Annotated in this window: 16 protein-coding genes; 5 read left to right on the top strand and 11 right to left on the bottom strand. The window is 57.7% G+C overall.

Annotated features, from left to right (window positions below; genetic code table 11):
- Positions 1 to 121: 121 nt before the first annotated feature.
- The 3 genes from NQ559_RS07975 to NQ559_RS07965 all read right to left on the bottom strand — a co-directional run bounded on the left by NQ559_RS07975 (position 122) and on the right by NQ559_RS07965 (position 3,043).
- On the bottom strand, positions 122 to 1,045 hold the full coding sequence (locus tag NQ559_RS07975) for a helix-turn-helix domain-containing protein (protein WP_018696265.1): 924 nt from the start codon (positions 1,043 to 1,045) through the stop codon (positions 122 to 124).
- A 107-nt stretch (positions 1,046 to 1,152) separates the two neighbouring features.
- Positions 1,153 to 2,025, bottom strand: a complete 873-nt coding sequence (locus NQ559_RS07970; RefSeq protein WP_018696266.1) for a diacylglycerol/lipid kinase family protein — start codon at positions 2,023 to 2,025, stop codon at positions 1,153 to 1,155.
- Between the two features lie 7 nt (positions 2,026 to 2,032).
- Complete coding sequence (locus NQ559_RS07965; RefSeq protein ID WP_018696267.1) at positions 2,033 to 3,043, bottom strand: FAD:protein FMN transferase; 1,011 nt, start codon at positions 3,041 to 3,043, stop codon at positions 2,033 to 2,035.
- Between the two features lie 192 nt (positions 3,044 to 3,235).
- Between NQ559_RS07965 and rpsO the strand changes: the two genes are divergently transcribed.
- From rpsO to deoC, 4 genes are all read left to right on the top strand, one after another.
- On the top strand, positions 3,236 to 3,508 hold the full coding sequence (gene rpsO / locus NQ559_RS07960) for a 30S ribosomal protein S15 (RefSeq protein WP_018696268.1): 273 nt from the start codon (positions 3,236 to 3,238) through the stop codon (positions 3,506 to 3,508).
- Positions 3,509 to 3,603: 95 nt separating this feature from the next.
- Positions 3,604 to 5,838 carry a polyribonucleotide nucleotidyltransferase gene (gene pnp, locus NQ559_RS07955; RefSeq protein ID WP_018696269.1) on the top strand — a complete coding sequence of 745 codons (2,235 nt, stop codon included), beginning with the start codon at positions 3,604 to 3,606 and terminating at the stop codon, positions 5,836 to 5,838.
- 213 nt (positions 5,839 to 6,051) lie between these two features.
- Positions 6,052 to 7,773 (top strand): hypothetical protein, encoded by a 1,722-nt coding sequence (locus NQ559_RS07950; RefSeq protein WP_018696270.1) that lies wholly within the window; start codon positions 6,052 to 6,054, stop codon positions 7,771 to 7,773.
- Positions 7,774 to 7,915: 142 nt separating this feature from the next.
- A complete protein-coding gene (gene deoC / locus NQ559_RS07945) occupies positions 7,916 to 8,794 on the top strand; it encodes a deoxyribose-phosphate aldolase (RefSeq protein ID WP_018696271.1) in 879 nt (292 codons plus the stop codon).
- 688 nt (positions 8,795 to 9,482) lie between these two features.
- Here deoC and NQ559_RS07940 read toward each other — a convergent pair.
- The 3 genes from NQ559_RS07940 to NQ559_RS07930 are packed head-to-tail and all read right to left on the bottom strand — an operon-like array spanning position 9,483 to position 12,546.
- On the bottom strand, positions 9,483 to 9,707 hold the full coding sequence (locus NQ559_RS07940) for a hypothetical protein (protein WP_018696272.1): 225 nt from the start codon (positions 9,705 to 9,707) through the stop codon (positions 9,483 to 9,485).
- Complete coding sequence (locus NQ559_RS07935; RefSeq protein ID WP_018696273.1) at positions 9,700 to 11,337, bottom strand: S41 family peptidase; 1,638 nt, start codon at positions 11,335 to 11,337, stop codon at positions 9,700 to 9,702. The genes NQ559_RS07940 and NQ559_RS07935 overlap by 8 nt, the downstream gene beginning before the upstream one ends.
- 30 nt (positions 11,338 to 11,367) lie before the next feature.
- Positions 11,368 to 12,546: a DUF3078 domain-containing protein gene (locus NQ559_RS07930; RefSeq protein ID WP_018696274.1), complete on the bottom strand. Its 1,179-nt coding sequence runs from the start codon at positions 12,544 to 12,546 to the stop codon at positions 11,368 to 11,370.
- A gap of 95 nt (positions 12,547 to 12,641) precedes the next feature.
- Between NQ559_RS07930 and nfo the strand changes: the two genes are divergently transcribed.
- A complete protein-coding gene (gene nfo / locus NQ559_RS07925) occupies positions 12,642 to 13,487 on the top strand; it encodes a deoxyribonuclease IV (protein ID WP_026318439.1) in 846 nt (281 codons plus the stop codon).
- 191 nt (positions 13,488 to 13,678) lie between these two features.
- On the opposite strand, the gene NQ559_RS07920 is transcribed toward nfo, so the two are convergent.
- From NQ559_RS07920 to relB, 5 genes are all read right to left on the bottom strand, one after another.
- Positions 13,679 to 14,881, bottom strand: a complete 1,203-nt coding sequence (locus tag NQ559_RS07920; RefSeq protein ID WP_018696276.1) for an aspartate aminotransferase family protein — start codon at positions 14,879 to 14,881, stop codon at positions 13,679 to 13,681.
- On the bottom strand, positions 14,878 to 15,567 hold the full coding sequence (locus tag NQ559_RS07915) for a TrmH family RNA methyltransferase (RefSeq protein WP_018696277.1): 690 nt from the start codon (positions 15,565 to 15,567) through the stop codon (positions 14,878 to 14,880). The genes NQ559_RS07920 and NQ559_RS07915 overlap by 4 nt, the downstream gene beginning before the upstream one ends.
- Positions 15,548 to 16,468: a ribosome small subunit-dependent GTPase A gene (gene rsgA / locus NQ559_RS07910; RefSeq protein WP_018696278.1), complete on the bottom strand. Its 921-nt coding sequence runs from the start codon at positions 16,466 to 16,468 to the stop codon at positions 15,548 to 15,550. The genes NQ559_RS07915 and rsgA overlap by 20 nt, the downstream gene beginning before the upstream one ends.
- Before the next feature lie 3 nt (positions 16,469 to 16,471).
- Positions 16,472 to 16,984, bottom strand: a complete 513-nt coding sequence (locus NQ559_RS07905) for a CvpA family protein (protein WP_018696279.1) — start codon at positions 16,982 to 16,984, stop codon at positions 16,472 to 16,474.
- 117 nt (positions 16,985 to 17,101) lie between these two features.
- Positions 17,102 to 17,320, bottom strand: a complete 219-nt coding sequence (gene relB / locus NQ559_RS07900; protein ID WP_022332585.1) for a type II toxin-antitoxin system RelB family anti-toxin — start codon at positions 17,318 to 17,320, stop codon at positions 17,102 to 17,104.
- Positions 17,321 to 17,534: the final 214 nt, after the last annotated feature.

Genomic DNA, 17,534 nt, shown 5'->3' with positions numbered 1-17,534 from the left:
GCAACATATGTCCTATGCGATTGATATGCAATAATAAATCCGGCCTTATTCCCCGTCGGGAAAAGGCACAAGAAAAATCCCTCTCCGGGAGAGGGATTCATCCTGTGGCCGCGCATGCCGATCAGCCTTTGCGCTTGTAGCGCGAGGGGCTTGTGCCGGTATGCTGCTTGAAGTATTTGCCGAAGAACGACTGGGTCGAGAAATTGAGGTGGTAAGCGATTTCCTGGATACTCATTCCCGAGTATTTCAGCAACGCTTTGGCCTCGAGGATCACCGACTCGTCGATCCAGCGCGCAGCAGTTTTCCCGCTGACTTCCTTGACGACCGATGAAAGGTATTTAGGCGTGATATTCAACTGTTTGGCATAGAAACTCACGTTGCGTTCCCGCTTGTTGTACTGTTGTAAAAGGGACATGAATTCGTCGAAAAGTACTTCGCAGCGCCCCTGTTTGATTCCGCCGGGCTGCTCGCGCTGGTTAATCTCGGTGATGATGTAGAACGCCGTGGTAAAGAGCGTGCGGATGATCTCGTGGCGGTAACGCTCCTTGTCGCTGCGCAGCATGGTTTTGATCAGTTGGAACAACTGGCGTATCTCATCCACGTCCTGCGGCGCGACTTCCAGCACGGGGGCTTTCCCGAAGCGCATGTAGACCGGCAGCGAGGTAGAAAGGTCGATCTGGATTTCGTTGACGAACGATTTGGAGAAGGCGAGGAAATAGGCTGCGGCGTTCGCCGAACATTTCACCGTGCGGATGATGCTGTCGGGATTGAAAAAGACGATCGTATTGGGTTTGACACTGTAATTCTGCATGTCGATCGACACGGTCGCCTCGCCTGTCATCATGATGATGGCCGAAAAACCGTCGATCGAAGCCGGGTACTCGGCCGTCGTATTGTTCTGCGCAGAAAGCGTCGTGATTACCAGGTCGTCGGAGAGGTAGAACACATCGTTCATCTCCTTTTTGATGCGGGAGATCGAAACCTTACGCAAGTTCTCCCTTCCGTTCTCCTTTATCGCCCTTGCCGTTTTGATATTATCCGCCATATCGTCGTGGTATTTCGGACAAATGTAACATTTTTCATACGGAAATGCAACATTTTACGCGAAAAACAAAGAAAACGCAATATCCGCGGCCGGATTCAGCACCGCCTTTATTTCCCCTCTTCGCGGGGGCACATCACGCGCAGGCCGCCGGCGATACACTCGATATGCAGCGGGAATTCGGCACCCTTCTGGCCGTCGACGTCCGTAGGTTCGTTGAGTGTCGAGACGATATCCAGAGCCCGGGCCCGCAAGTGGCGGACTATCTTGGGGTTTCCGCCCAACAGGTAGCGTCCCATGGCCAGCGTCGAACGCAGGAAATTCTTCTTTTCGAGCATCAGGCAGTCGAACAGGCCGTCCTTGATCGACGACCGGCGCGCAAGGCGGAATCCTCCGGCGGTCTCGCCGTTGAACACCAGTACCATGAGCGAATTGAAATCGAATGCCTGGCCGTCGGCCACGATCTGGAGCGGCACGGCGTGCATCGCCCGGAACTCCTTGACCCCCTCGATGATATAGGCCAGCTTGCCGATCTTGTGCTTGCGTTCGTCGGGCGTACGCTGCGAGGTGGTGGTAAAGATGCCGAAGCTGAAAATGTTGACGAAATAGAGTCCGTTCACACAGCCGCAGTCCACCCGGTCGATGGCACCCGAGGCGATCTGCTTTGCAGCTTCGAGCGGTTTGTGCGACATGCCGAGCGCCCCTGCGAAATCGTTGGCCGTACCTGCGGGGATTACCCCCAGCGGAATATCCAGCCCCTTGTTTCTCATGGCGTTGACCACATAGTTGACCGTGCCGTCGCCGCCGGCCACGACCATCAGGTCGATCTGCTCGTTGCCGTCGAACGGGTTGGCCTCGAAATCGATCGGTTGCGGAACGATCTCGTAGCCGTAAGCCCGGAATACGGTGCAGATGCTCGCGGTACAGTGGCCGATCTTGCACTTGCCTGATTGGGTGTTGTAGAGGAAAACTGCGCTTTTCATAAGTCGGTTATTGCATGATTACCGCCTCCATGGCAGGCGAAACATACTCTTCATAGGCGTCCGCACCGTCGGCGAGGATGAAATAGACCTTCATCTGGGGCATGGACTTCGCTGCGGCCAGCGCATCGTCTGCTCCCATCGCCAGGAACATGGTTCCCAGGGCGTCGGCCTCGGCGCAGGTCGGGGCCACGACCGTCACCGACAGCAGGCGCGAAACGGCGCTGCGTCCCGTGCGGGGGTCGATCGTGTGGGCGATCTTGTTGCCCTTGGCGTCGAGGTAGAAACGGCGGTAGTTGCCCGAGGTGGCCAGGCCGCCTTCGGTCATCCCGATACGCCGCTGGAGGTATTCGCCGTTCGACATGTTGCCGTCGAACGGGGTCTCGATGCCGATGCGCCACGGATCGCCCTGCCGGTTGACACCCTTGCAGCGGACTTCACCGCCGATGTCGACGATGTAGTTCCGGGCACCGAACGACTCGACGAGCTGCGCGAGCAGGTCGACGATGTATCCTTTGGCTATCGAATTGAAATCCAGCTGCACCCGGGGATCGTCCTTTATCAGGCGGCCGTTTTCGATGCGCACCTTTCCACGTCCCACGAACGCCAGGATCGAATCGATGTTCGGGTTCTCCTGCGCCTCTTTTCCGGCGAACCCCCACGCCTCGACGAGCGGTTTGACGGTCACGTCGTAGCGGCCGTCGCTCAGCGAGCTGATGCTGTCGGCCAGGCGGAGGTTGAAGGCGATATGGCGGTCGACGCTGTCGGTTTCGTTGCGGTTCAGACGGCTCAGCAGCGATGCCGGGTCGAAGATCGACATCGAGGCTTTGGCCTCACGGTCGAGCGCCATGACGGCGGCGTAGAGTTCCTGCGGCGAGGTGCCCTGCACGTCGGCCACCACGTGCAGCGTCGTGCCGAGCATCGTCCCGTCGACGGTCGTATAGGAAACCTTGCCGCCGCAGCCCCACAGGAAGGCCGCGCACATCGTCGCGAGGAGTGCGAAAATAAGCGTCTTTACCATAACGTAGACTTGTTTAGCCGCAAAAATAGTATTTTCCGGAGTTTTAGGCGATAAATCCGTGTAAAAAAGGTAAATAATTTTTCATTTACCATGCTTAATTGTCAATTATTTCGTAACTTTGCCGGACGCTCTGGCGTTATCCACGGTAAGGGGGATGCGTCGTAGAGTGGAATTTAAATAAACTTTCAAAAAATGGCTTATTTAACAGCTGAGAAAAAGCAGGAGCTTTTCGGCCAGTACGGCAAGTCTAACACCGACACGGGTTCGCCCGAGAGCCAGATCGCGTTGTTTTCGTACCGTATCAGCCACCTTACAGAACACCTCAAGAGCAACAAACACGACTTCGGAACCCAGCGCGCACTGCTGCGCCTGGTCGGTAAGCGCCGCGCGTTGCTGGAGTATCTGAAAGAGGTCGACATCGAGCGCTACCGCGCCATCGTCAAGACGCTCAACCTCCGCCGATAATCCGCGAGGGAGAAATGAGGGCAATTCCCAACGAGGGGTTGCCTTCATTTTCGTAAAGGACAACGATTCGAAAAACATTATAGGTTTAGATTTTTATGGAAGAAAAGAAGCTGTACAACGCAGTCCGCAAGATCATCACGCTGGCCGACGGACGCCAGATCGAGATCGAAACGGGCAAACTGGCCAAGCAGGCCGACGGCTCCGTGGTAGTCAAGATGGGAGATACGATGCTCCTGGGTACCGTGGTGGCCGCCAAGGACGCAAAACCCGACACCGATTTCATGCCCCTCCAGGTGGAGTACAAAGAGAAGTACGCCGCCTGCGGACGCTACCCCGGAGGCTTCATGAAGCGCGAAGGCAAGGCCAACGACAGCGAAGTGCTCGTCGCGCGCCTGATCGACCGAGCCCTCCGCCCCCTGTTCCCCGCAGATTACCACGCCGAGGTTTACGTAACGGTGAACCTCATCTCGGCGGATAAGGATATCCAGCCTGACGCCCTGGCGGGCCTGGCGGCTTCGGCCGCCCTCGCCGTTTCGGACATCCCCTTCGGCGGCCCCATTTCGGAGGTTCGCGTGGCACGCATCGACGGCAACTACGTCATCAACCCCAACTATTCGGAGATGGGCAAGGTCGACCTCGACATCATGGTCGGCGGTACGATCGACAACATCCTGATGGTCGAAGGCGAGATGAAGGAGGTTTCCGAGGAGGTGATGCTCGGGGCCATCAAGTTCGCACACGAGGAGATCAAGAAGCACTGCGCCGTACAGATCGAACTCGCGAAAGAACTGGGCAAGGACGTGAAACGCACCTACTGCCATGAGGTCAACGACGAGCAGCTGCGCCAGACGATCGTCGAGGAGCTCTACGACAAGGCGTACGCCATCGCCACGAGCGGCACGATGAAGCACGAGCGCGAAGAAAAGTTCAACGCCCTCGAGGCCGAGTTCGCAGCGCGTTACAGCGAGGAGGAACTGGCGGAGAAAGCCCCGCTGATCCACAAGTATTTCCACGACGAGGTGCAGAAGAAGGCCATGCGCAACATGATCCTCAATGAGGGCAAGCGCCTCGACGGCCGCAAGACCGACGAGATCCGCCCGATCTGGTGCGAGGTGGGTTACCTGCCCGCAGCCCACGGTTCGGCGATCTTCACGCGCGGTGAAACGCAGTCGCTGACCAGCGTTACGCTCGGTACGAAACTCGACGAAAAAGTCAAGGACGAAGTGCTGGTACAGGGTACCGAGCAGTTCGTGCTGCACTATAATTTCCCGCCCTTCTCGACGGGCGAGGCCAAGGCCGCACGCGGTCTGAGCCGCCGCGAGATCGGCCACGGCCATCTGGCATGGCGCGCCCTGAAACCGATGGTTCCGCTGGGCGAAGAGAACCCCTACGCCGTACGTATCGTATCGGACATCCTGGAGTCGAACGGTTCGTCGTCGATGGCTACTGTCTGCGCCGGCACGCTGGCCCTGATGGACGCCGGTGTGAAACTCAAAAAACCCGTCTCGGGTATCGCCATGGGGCTGATTTCCGATTCGCAGAGCGGCAAGTGGGCCGTACTGTCGGACATCCTGGGCGACGAAGACCACCTGGGCGACATGGACTTCAAGGTGACGGGTACCAAGGACGGCATCACCGCCACGCAGATGGACATCAAGGTCGACGGCCTCTCGTACGAGGTGCTGGCCGCAGCGCTGGAGCAGGCCCGCAAGGGACGCCTGCACATCCTCGGCAAGATCACCGAATGCATTGCCGAACCGCGCGAGGACTACAAGCCTTTCGTACCGCGCATCGTACAGATCACCATTCCGCAGGATATGATCGGTGCCGTGATCGGCCCCGGCGGCAAGGTCATCCAGGACATCCAGAAGACCACGGGTACGACCATCACGATCACCGAGGTCGACAATAAGGGTATCGTGGACATCTTCGGCCAGGACAAGACCGCCCTCGACGGCGCGCTGAACCGCATCAAGGCCATCGTTGCGATCCCGGAGATCGGCGAGACGTACCACGGCAAGATCCGTTCGATCGTCACCTTCGGTGCGTTCGTCGAGATCATGCCCGGCAAGGACGCCCTGCTCCACATCTCGGAAATCGACTACAAGCGCTTCGAGACCATGGAGGAGACCGGCCTGAAAGAGGGCGACGAGATCGACGTGAAGCTGATCGGAATGGATCCGAAGACCAACAAGCTCAAATTGTCGCGCAAGGTGCTGCTGCCCAAGCCCGAGGGCTATGTGGAGCGGGAACGCCGCCCGCGTGGCGACCGTCCCGAGCGCGGCGAACGCCACGAACGCCACGGACGCCCTGAACGCAAAGAAGAGTAAAACGACTGTTAATGTGATATTTTCGGGCGGAAAAGTACTGAAATTCCGCCTGAAATATTGCACAATTACCAAGAGTTTTCTATATTTGCGTTGTTCTGGCTGGGGAGTTGGAAGATGCAATACCGCGCATTCCGTACGAACCGGGCCGAAAGACAGATAAAAAGGCAAACATTTAAAATAAACACATTAAATTAACCGATTATGAAAAATCTAATGAAATTGAGCGTTGTGCTCGTAGCTGCCGCACTGGTATTCTCGAGCTGTAATTGCTTCAAGAAGATGGCCAAGAACCGGGATGACATCAACCTGACGGTTACCCCCGAGATTCTGACGCTGAACAACGGTATCGTTGCCGCTGACATCAATGTTACGTTCCCGGTTAAGTATTTCAACGCGAAAGCCGTTATCAAAGTAACTCCCGTGATCGTATTCGACGGTGGCGAGGTTGCCGGTGCCGCCAAATATCTCCAGGGTTCGAAAGTCGACGAGAACTACACGGTCATCGACAAGAAGAACGGAGGCAATTTCACGCAGCACGTAGAGTTCCCCTACGACCCCCGTATGGACAAGTGCGCCCTGCAGCTCCGCGCCGAGATCAAATGCCCGGGCGGCAAGTGCAAGGAATTCACGCTCGTGAACCTGAACACCGGCGCCATCCCGACCAAGGAGCAGGCTGCCGTGCTGGCCGGTAACGACGAGGCTGCCAAGGCCGCTCTGGCCAAGGAATTCGGCCTGACCGTAGCTTATGGTCTCAATACGCTCCAGAAGGATCTGAAATACTCCGACCTGATGGCCCCGATGGCCAACAACTACAAGAAGGTGACCACCGTCGTCGACAAGACCGATCTGCTCTATGCGATCAACTCGTCGGTCGTAACCAAGAAGAACGAGAAGAAAGCCAACCTCGACGCGTTCAAGGCTGACGTAGACGCCAAACTGCAGAACGACCGTGCCACGCAGAACATCGCCGTGAAAGGTTATGCTTCGCCCGATGGCCCCGTGAAATTCAACGACAAACTGTCGAAGTCGCGCAGCGAGTCCGGTAAGAAAGTCGTTGCCAAGCTGCTGAAGGATTCGGGCCTGGACATCGACGCTGCCGCCTACGGTGAGGACTGGGACGGTTTCAAGGAACTGGTCGAGAAGTCGAACATCAAGGACAAGAACCTCATTCTCCAGGTGCTGAGCCTCTACAACTCGCCCGCAGAGCGTGAGAGCGAAATCAAGAACATGTCTTCGGTATTCAACGAACTGAAAGAGGAGGTTCTTCCCGAACTGCGTCGCTCGCAGATCGTGAACAGCACCGACATCCAGGGCAAGACCGACGCCGAGATCATGGCTGCGTTCCGCAACGGCCAGGAGCTTACCGTAGAGGAGTACCTCTATGCTGCCGAGACGCTGGCCAACGGTGCCGAGGAGCAGGTTGCCATCCTGACCGCCGCTTCGAAGAAATACAACGACGCCCGCGTTTACAACAACCTGGGTATCGCACAGGCCAAGGCAGGCGACAAGGCTGCTGCGCTCAAATCGTTCGAGAAGGCTGCCAAGATGGATTCGTCGAGCGAAATCACCAAGAACCTCATCCTGGGCAACCTGGCCAACGGCAACACCGCCGAGGCTAAGAAGTATGCCAAGGCTGCCGATGCACAGGCCAAGGCCGCTATCGCTGCTGCCGAGGGCGACTACAAGGCTGCTGCCCAGAACCTCGACGGTTACAACGAGGCCGTGGCTCAGGTGATGAGCAACAACCTTTCTGCCGCCAAGCAGGCCATCTCCAAGGACAACTCGGCCGACGCCGACTACCTGCGTGCCGTTATCGCAGCCAAGGAGGGTGATCTGAAGACCGCAGAGGCTCAGCTGAAGAGCGCTGTTTCGAAGAACCCGAAACTGGCTCAGAAGGCTGCCAACGACATCAACCTGAAGGCGCTGAACAAATAATCGCCGTCAACCGATAAAAAGAGCCTGAACCCGGCGGTTCAGGCTCTTTTTTTGCAGGATAGCCGGTATGACGGGAAAAATTTACGGACGGGAACCGCGCGTATGAATATTTTTTCCTAATTTTGTAAAAACAGCGATTATTATGGAATACGCCAACCATCTGAACGAATATGCTCCCGCGTGGAGCGCAGCCCAGGTAGACCAGGAGGTCGCCCGCATCCGCGAAGCCGCGAAACGCAACCACAATACCGAGGTATACAAGTTGTGCTACTCGGCTATCGACCTCACGACCCTGTCGTGCAACGACTCGGTGACTTCGGTCACGGAGTTTGCCCGCAAAGCCGCCGAGTTCTACCAGAAGTATCCCCATATTCCCAATGTCGCTTCGATCTGTATCTATCCGGCATTCGTCGAGACCGTGGGGCTGGCCGTCGATGGCACTCCGATGCGCATTACGAGTGTGGGCGGCGGGTTCCCTGCAGCCCAGACCTTCCTCGAAGTGAAGGCCCTCGAAGTGGCGATGGCCGTGGAGAACGGCGCCGATGAAATCGACATCGTGCTCAATGTGGGGCGTATGCTTACGGGCGAATACGACGAGGCGGCGAACGAGGTAGAGGTGATCCGTTCCGAGATGGACGGCGACATCGTACTGAAAGTCATCATCGAGTCCGGGGCGTTGAAAACCCCCGACCTGATCCGCAAGGCATCGTTGCTGTCGATGTTCGCAGGTGCCGATTTCGTGAAGACCTCGACGGGCAAGATCGACGTCGCAGCGACTCCCGAAGCAGCGGTCGTCATGTGCCAGGCCATCCGCGATTACTATGAGAAGACCGGCCGCAAGGTCGGATTCAAGGCTGCCGGCGGAGTCCGCACGGCCGAAGACGGCGCACTTTACTATACCATCGTCGAGGAGATCCTCGGTAAGGAGTGGCTTACGACCGACCTGTTCCGTATCGGCGCATCGTCCGCCGCAAACAATATCCTTTCGGCGATCGAGGGCAGGGAGATCAAATATTTCTGATCTTCGGCAGTTCCCGGAGGAGGTATGCAGCAGCCCGCAACGGGCTGCTGTTTTTTTTGACGAATGAATGAGCGATACGACAGGGGAAAGATCGTGCTATACACTTTCGACTGCACGGGATGAGGTTGTTCGAACCGACAGAAACGGAGGATCCATTTTCCGCGAGTCGCCGAGGATACTGCCCCCCCCCTCTGTCGCCACGGTTGCTTTCTCGGAAACATCATGCGGTCGAATTCTTCCGCCTACGGCTTGCCGACATCTGCGAGGCATTCCCGATGGCCAGAACCGCCCCACCCCGAGGAACAATATCCCGGTCGCCGGTGCAGCCGGGATTATTCATGCAAACGGAGGATGTACTTTGGCTGCCCGCGGCCGGGATATGTGCAGAACTCGCAGTCGCGGCCGAAAGGGACGGACTACCTAATAAATGCGGGAAATCGCCCGATACTGCATGTGCGTGCCGGGAAAGATACGGGATGCGGCAGTCCGGACTTTGTGACGGATTTCAGGAATACGACAGGCAGCAGCCCCCGCGGGGGCTGCTGCCTGTTATGATCCCGATCCGATGTGATTTCGATCCGTTTCCCCCGGGAAAATATCTTCCTCGGAGATATTATCCGGAGCCGGGATCGGTGGTTTCCGGGCAGGTCTCCGGACGGGTATTTCCCGTATGCTTCCCGGACAGGTATTACCGAATCGAATCGACCACCTCGACGGTTACCGAATCCGTCACCTCGATTTCACCCGCCACGGGTGCCGCCGGCTGGCCGGTAACGACAGGTTCCGGGAAGGTCTGGTTTTCGATCTCGTCGCGCAGCAACATCGACTGGAAATTGTCGCGCCGGATGGCCGCAATGACGACGATGACGATCACCGCCACGGCCACGATAATACCGATGAGTTTTTTAATCATTTTTCTGTGTATCGTTTAATATCCCGATGGCACGCACCACCACGTTGTCGACGGGATAGATGTTGGCGTAGAAGCCGTTGTCCTCCAGCGCCGTGTTGCGGCCGATATAAGCCCTCAGCTGGGCCTCGATCAGCTTGCGCGAGCGGGCGATGTCCCGGTAATCGGGCGCGACGCCTTTGCGTGCCGCATAGCGGATGAAATCCTCCACGAGGCCCTTGTCGCTGTCCAGCAACGCCTGGAGTTCGGGGATCGTCCTGACCCGGTTCAACGCTTCGCGGTGACGGTCTGCATATTCAATCGTGTAGCGGTAGAGGATGTTGCGCCCCGCCACCTCGACAAAATATTTCGTTACGTCGGTCGTATCGGCCGGCACGAAGACATCGGGCATGATACCCCCGCCGCCGTAGACCACCTTCCCGCCCGGAGTCACCCGTTTGAGCGAATCCGCGAAGTGGATGCTGTCGGCCGAGAAGAACTCGTTGTTCTTATACCGGTTCCAGATGTCCTCTTCGTAACTTTCGTCGTCGCCGATCGTATAGGGTTTCTGGATCGAACGGCCCGTAGGCGTGTAGTAACGCGCCGTGGTGAGCCGCAATGCCGATCCGTCGCTGTACGGGATCTGACGCTGGACGAGTCCCTTGCCGAACGAACGGCGACCAACAATCGTACCACGGTCGTTATCCTGTAATGCCCCGGCGAGGATTTCGCTCGACGACGCGCTTCCCTCGTCGATCAGCACCACAACATCCATGTCCTGTGCGGCGCCCGTGCCGTCGGCGTATTCGCGGAGTTGTTTATGCTGGCGGTCTTCCGTGTAGACGATCAGCTGGTCTTTGTGCAGGAATTCGTTGGCGACCATGATGGCCTGGTCGAGATAGCCGCCCGAGTTGCCCCTCAGGTCGAAGATGAGTTTGGTGGCGCCCTGCGCACGCAACGTATCCAGCGATGCCTGCATCTCGTCGAAGGTCGTCCGTGCGAACTGTCCCAGCTTGATGTAACCGATGCCGTCGGCAATGCAGAACGCCGATTCTACGCTTTTGATCGGAATCTTGTCGCGAACGACGTCGACGCCCACCAGGTCGGTGATACCCTGGCGTCCCAGCCCGAGGTGTACGGTCGTGCCGCGCGGGCCGCGCAGTTTCTTCACCACGTCGCGCTGCGGGAGTTTCTGCCCCGCGACGAGCGTGTCATTGATCTCGATGATGCGGTCGCCGGCCTTGATGCCGGCCTTGTCGCTCGGGCCCTGCGGGATGACGTTCAGCACGATCACCGTGTCGGTCGCCATGTTGAAGACCACACCGATGCCGTCGAATTCGCCTTCGAGCGGTTCGTTGATTTCCTGCATCTCCGATGCCGGAATATAGACCGAGTGGGGATCGAGTTCCTTGACCAGCAGCGGGATGACGTGCTCGGCAAGCGAATCCATGGCTACCGAATCGACATACTGGTTCTCGATGAGCGAAAGCGTATAGGTGAGTTTGTTGGTGGGCAGCGCCATCTGGCGGAGCATCCCTTTGATCTCTGAAGTGGTGCTGTTGCGGCCCATGTACTGCCCCAGCAGCAGCCCCAACACAACACCCGCTGCCAGCAGCAGCGGGAAGAGGACGGTGTATTTCGAGTTCTTATACATTTGCGTGTCATACGCCGGCCGGCGGCCGGACTATTTTTGCGGTTTTTCCTTGTTCTTGAACGTATACGTCAGGCCGACGCTCAGCAGCGTGCGGGTCTGCACGTCGAGGTTCTGCGCCCGGTTGTAGTAGAGCTGGAAACTTAACGACGTGGAGAGGTATTTTGTTGCCTTGATGTCGATCGTATTTTCCCAGCGCACGATCGGGTGGATCGGCAGGCGGGGCTTGGTCTTGATGTCGCTGCCTTTCTCCACCCAGTCGTCATATGCAATCCGGTATTCGGAATAGTCGCTGATCTTGTTTTTCTGGCCGATGTCGGTGATCCAGCCGTAGAAGGAATAGAGCGTCGTGCGGTAGCGCAGGAACCCTGTCTTGCCGAACGTGCGGTCGAAATCGATCTGGATCGACGAACCGCCTTCGTATTTGGACGTCTTGTCGGGGTCTTCAATACCGTAGTTGAATCCGTTCGTTTTGCGGATCAGGTCGTTTTCGGCAAAGGTGGCATTCAGGGCGATCGGCGAGATGTTGACCACGATCGGGAATTTGGCCTTGGGGCTTTTATAGGTGATACCGAGCGAGATATCGAGGTAAGCCGGGGTCATGAACTTGCTCTTGAGGTGCTCCTCCTTTTGTTCCGTACGCGATTTATAACCGTTGACGAACTGGCTGCGGAAATTCAGGATCGAACCGTACGACCAGTTGTCGGACATCTTGAACGACGGGGCGACGGAAATCACGAATTCGTCCTGGTTCTTGAACCAGATGCCTTCGCTGTCGGTGTATTCGTTGCCTTCGTCATCTTTCTGCGTCGTTTCGACCTTCATGCGGTTGTAGCCGAGCTTGGCATTGAACTTGGTTTCGAGCGTGAAGAGGTTTTTCGTGAAGAGGTGGCGCAGCCCGAAAACCGCCGTCAGGGCAATGGAGTTGTCACCGCCCGAGACCGAGATCCACGGGTCGTTATATGACATGAGTGAACCCTGTATGCCGCCGCTGAATTCGAGGTAGTTGCGCTCCTTGCGGATTGCGGCGCGTTCGGCCTTGTAGCGGGCCAGGCTGAAATAGTCCACATCGACGGAGGTGGATTTCAGTTTGTCCTCGAAGGTCACCTTGTCCTCTTTGGCATCGACTTCGTCGATGGATATTTGTGCGAGCGCGGGACTGCCGGCCAAAAGGGCGGGAACAAGTCCGAAAAGCAGGTAAAAATATTTCATAGTGAAGCGATTATAATTACAAATTCAACATGCAAATTTATGAAATTATTTACAAAATCCTTAACTTTGTCTTAAGTTAATACAGAGACAATCATATGAAATATATCGGAGCACACGTAAGTGCTGCGGGAGGTGTGGAAAACGCGCCCGCCAATGCACACGGGATCGGGGCCACGGGCTTCGCCCTTTTCACGAAGAACCAGCGCCAGTGGGTGGCCGCGCCGCTTACCGCAGCGCAGATCGACGCCTTCCGCAAAGCCTGCGACAAGTACGGGTATACACCCGCGCAGATACTGCCCCACGACTCGTACCTGATCAACCTCGGGCATCCCGAACGGGAGGCTCTGGAGAAGTCGCGCGCAGCCTTCCTCGACGAGATGCAGCGCTGCGAAGCGCTGGGGCTCGACCGGCTGAACTTCCACCCCGGCAGCCACCTGCAAAAGATTTCGCCCGAACGGTCGCTCGACCTGATCGCCGAGTCGATCAACATCGCACTGGACAAGACCCGCGGCGTGACGGCCGTGATCGAAAACACGGCCGGACAGGGTTCGAACCTCGGGTTCGCCTTCGAACATCTGGCCTACCTGATCGAGCGGGTCGAAGACAAATCGCGCGTGGGGGTCTGCATCGACACCTGCCATGCCTTTGCCGCCGGATACGACCTGCGGACGGCGGAGGCCTGCGACAAAACCTTTGCGGAGCTGGAACGCGTGGTCGGATTCGGGTACCTGAAGGGGATGCACCTGAACGACGCCATGAAGATTCTCGGCAGCCATGTCGACCGCCACACGCCGCTGGGCGAGGGGATGATCGGCATGGAGTGTTTCCGCTACATCATGCAGGACGCGCGTTTCGACGGCATCCCGCTGATCCTCGAAACCCCCGACGAGCAGCGCTGGCCGGAGGAGATCGCCCTGCTCAAGTCATTGGCCGAAGGATAAGAGGCCGCTGCCTCGGCAGACTCCGGCAGCCGGGGCAGGCACGGCGCTGCGGAAAATTACAGCCGGCATGCGCCGCCGTCGGAAAATAGTTGCCGCATAAGTGCTGACAGCGGGTGATCGCGGCCGGGAGATTCCGGCGTAACACGAAAAAAAGAGGGTTTCCGACCCTCTTTTTCGTTTGCGCGCCCGGCCTATCCCAATTCGTCGAGGCATTTGAGGATCAGCGCCGCGCTTTGGCGAATCTCCTCCTCCGAAATCGTCAGTGGCGGGGAGATGCGGAACGCCGTGTCGCAGAACAGGAACCAGTCGCTCAGGATCCCCGCCTGCTTGAACAGTTCCATGATGCGGTAGAGTTTCTGCGGCTCGCCCAACTCGACCGCCAGCAACAGTCCGCTGCGGCGGATTTCCCGCACCGCGGGATGGTTGCCCAGCAGTTGAGCGTAGAGTGCGCCCTTCGCCTCGACCCCTTCGACGACCTTGTTGTCGAGCAGGTAATTCAGCGCGGCGAGCCCGGCTGCACAGCATACCGGATGTCCGCCGAAGGTGGTTATGTGCCCCAGCACGGGATTCTCCTGCAGGGTCTGCATGATCTTGGGCCGCGCCGCGAACGCACCCAGCGGCATGCCGCCCCCGAATGCCTTGGCCAGACACACGATGTCGGGTGCAACGCCGTATTTGAGCATGGCGAACAGCGCTCCCGTGCGCCCCATGCCGGTCTGTATCTCATCGAATACGAGCAGCGCCCCGACTTCGTCGCAACGGCGCCGCAGCGCCTCCAGATAGCCCGGGACAGGCGGGCGGACGCCCGCTTCGCCCTGCACGGGTTCTGCAAGGACGCATGCCGTGCGGCGCGTGATGCGCTCCAACTCCCCGAAATCGTTGAATTCGATTGCCTGCACGTCGGGCAGCAGGGGCCGGAAAGCTCCTTTCCACTCCTCGCCTTCAGGGGCCCCCATCATGCTCATCGACCCGTGGGTCGACCCGTGGTAGGCACGACGCATGGAGACCAGCTCCGTGCGTCCGGTATAGCGTTTGGCCAGCTTGAGCGCCCCTTCGACCGCTTCGGCGCCCGAATTGACGAAATAGAGACTCGACAACCCGCCCGGAAGCAGCGACGCCACCTTTGCGGCATACTCCACCTGTGGCGTTTCGACCAGTTCGCCGTAGACCATGACGTGCATGTAACGCGCGGCCTGTTCCTGTACGGCCTTCACGACGGCAGGATTGCAGTGCCCGACGTTGCTCACCGATACTCCGGCGACCAGGTCGTAATAGCGTTTTCCTTCGGGCGTATAGAAGAACGACCCTTCGGCGCGCGCCACCTCGACCAGCATCGGGGACGGCGAGGTCTGGCCGACATGGGCCAGGAATTGTTTTCTGAGGATGGTATTCATGGTCGGTTTCCGAATTTTCGGGCGAGGATTCCCCCGGCATCCTTCACGCTGGACATCATCCAGCGGTAGAGCACTTCGGCCTGCCGCGCCTCGTCCATGCGCCAGTCGCCGACCGTGAGCCGTACCCGCTCCGAGAGCATGTAGATCAGGATTGCGGCCGATGCCGAAACGTTCAGGCTTTCGACCATGCCGCACATCGGGATGCGCAGGAATTCGTCCGCCCCTGCGATGACTTCGTCGGATATTCCGGCGTGCTCGGTGCCGAAGACCAGTGCGAACGGCCCGCGCGTGACGTCGAAAGTCTCGGGCGTCACATCCTCGCGGTGGGGTGTTGTCGCCACGATGCGGTACCCGTCCCGGCGCAGTGCGGCGAGCGCCTCGGCGGTAGAGCGATGGCGCTGCACGTCGACCCATTGGTCGGTGCCGCGGGCGATATCGGGATTGGGGTCGAATCTGCAGAGTGTCTCGACGGTGTGCATCTCCTGTATGCCGAAGGCTTCGCAATGGCGGATCAGCGCCGCTGCATTCTGCCCGTGGTACATGTTTTCGGCCATAACGGTCATGTAACGTGTACGCATGGCGACCGTGCGGCGAAGTACCTCATTGCGTTCGGGGGTCATGAATTCCGCAAGGCAGGCCGTACGCGCGCCATACCAGGCGGTGTCCCTATTTGCGGTATTTTTCATCTTCATCGAGGATTTTCAGGTAACTCTCGTAGCGGGCATAGGCGATTTTCCCCTCCCTGACCGCTTCGACCACGGCGCACCCCGGCTCGTGAGTGTGGGTGCAGTTGTAGAAGCGGCACTCAGGGGCGACGCGCATCATCTCCGGAAAATAGTGCCACAGCTCGGCATCGTCGATGTCGATCAGCCCGAACCCCTTGATGCCGGGCGTGTCGATCACCGCCCCGCCCCCGGCCAGCGGGTACATCGTCGAGAAGGTCGTGGTATGACGCCCTTTATGGTGGCTGTCGGAGATCTCCCCTGTACGGATGTCGAGCGACGGGTCGATGGCATGTATGAGCGTCGATTTTCCAACGCCCGAGTTCCCCGACAACAGCGTCACGCGGCCTTCGAGCAGTTCGCAGACCGCTTCGACGCCGACACCTTCCGTGGCCGAAACCTCCAGCACGCGGTATCCGGCACCTTCGTATACGGCGCGGAATTCCGCCATGGCTGACGGATCCTGCAGGTCGGCTTTCGAAAGTGCGATCGTTACGGGCACCTTGTAGGCCTCGCAGGTCACCAGGAAGCGGTCTACGAACTCCGTGGCCGTTTCCGGGGCCCGCAATGTCGCCAGCAGCAATGCCTGGTCGATGTTTGCGGCGATGATATGGGACTCCTTCGAAAGGTTCGAAGCCCGACGGATCACATAGTTGCGGCGGGGACAGATGTCGCAGATGACGTAGTCGCCCCCGTCGTCGGACTCGCAGGTGACCTGGTCGCCCACCACCACCGGGTTGGTCGACCGGATGCCTTTCAGACGCAGGCGCCCGCGGATGCGGCAGCGGACGGCCTCCCCGTCGTGCAGCACCTCGTACCAACTCCCTGTGGCGCGTATCACCACGCCTGTGAACCGTTTTCCCATCGGCTATTCTTCGTCCTGCTCCCGTGCTTGTTGCGGCACCTGTTCGCCGACCCATTCCAGGAACGGGAAAATACGCTCGGAGAGGCGCATGACGGGTTTGTAACTTTTTGATTTCTCGATCGTACGGGCCCCGATCAGGGTGTAGTCCTCGTTCAGCGTGTCGAACGCCGAAAACAGGACGCTCAGCAGCAGCATGTATTTCAAAACGGATACGGCGATGCCCAGTACGATATCGGCTATCCCGAACCCGGCAAAGTGGCACAATTTGCGTACCAGCCGTCCGGCGATGGCCACCAGCAGGACGACCGCCAGGAGCACCACGACGAAACCTCCGGCAGCTGAAATCGTCTCGTCAAGCTTGAGCCAGGCGCCGACTTCGGCACCATAACGTGAAGCAACCCAGATGCCTGCGATGATTCCGGCCAACGAACATACCTGCATGACAAATCCTTGGCGCCAACCGTTCCAGACGGCTAACACCAGCATGAGGCAGACGATCAAATCGATAGTGTTCACAAATAGCTGTACCTTATTTTGTTTCGGTCGTAAATATACGATAAATTACCGAAAATGCCCAAAAAAAGAACCCTTCGGACGATAAGGCCGGGATATATAAATATAGGTATATCCCTTTTAGCGAATTACATCGCGCAGGCTCACACTCAGCGCATTACAAATGATACACATCGTTTTGACCGTAAGGTTCGTACGTCCCGCTTCGATACGGCTCAAATTGGATCTTTCCATGTCGCAACGGTATGCAAGTTCCTGTACCGTCAGACGTCGCTCCTTCCTCAACTCTCTGATCCTGGAAGAGATATAGGATATCTCCTCCTCGTAAACAACTCCCATTTCAAAAATTTGGATAAAAATTTTGTTGTGCAAATTTTTATATATATATTTGCACCATGCGTATCATATATGATACCAGCAACTATGGTGTCATAACTGGAAAATTTAATGCGTCAACTAATTATAAAGAATGCGTCACTTAATACAAATAACGTGTTTGATGGTCTGAAAAGTCTATGAAATACTACAAAAAAGGCAGACTCCGCGAATGAGA

The organism is Alistipes onderdonkii (assembly GCF_025145285.1).
Lineage (GTDB): Bacteria > Bacteroidota > Bacteroidia > Bacteroidales > Rikenellaceae > Alistipes > Alistipes onderdonkii.
The sequence above is the reverse complement of the archived record's forward strand: the minus strand, read 5'-3'. Positions and strand labels throughout refer to the sequence as shown.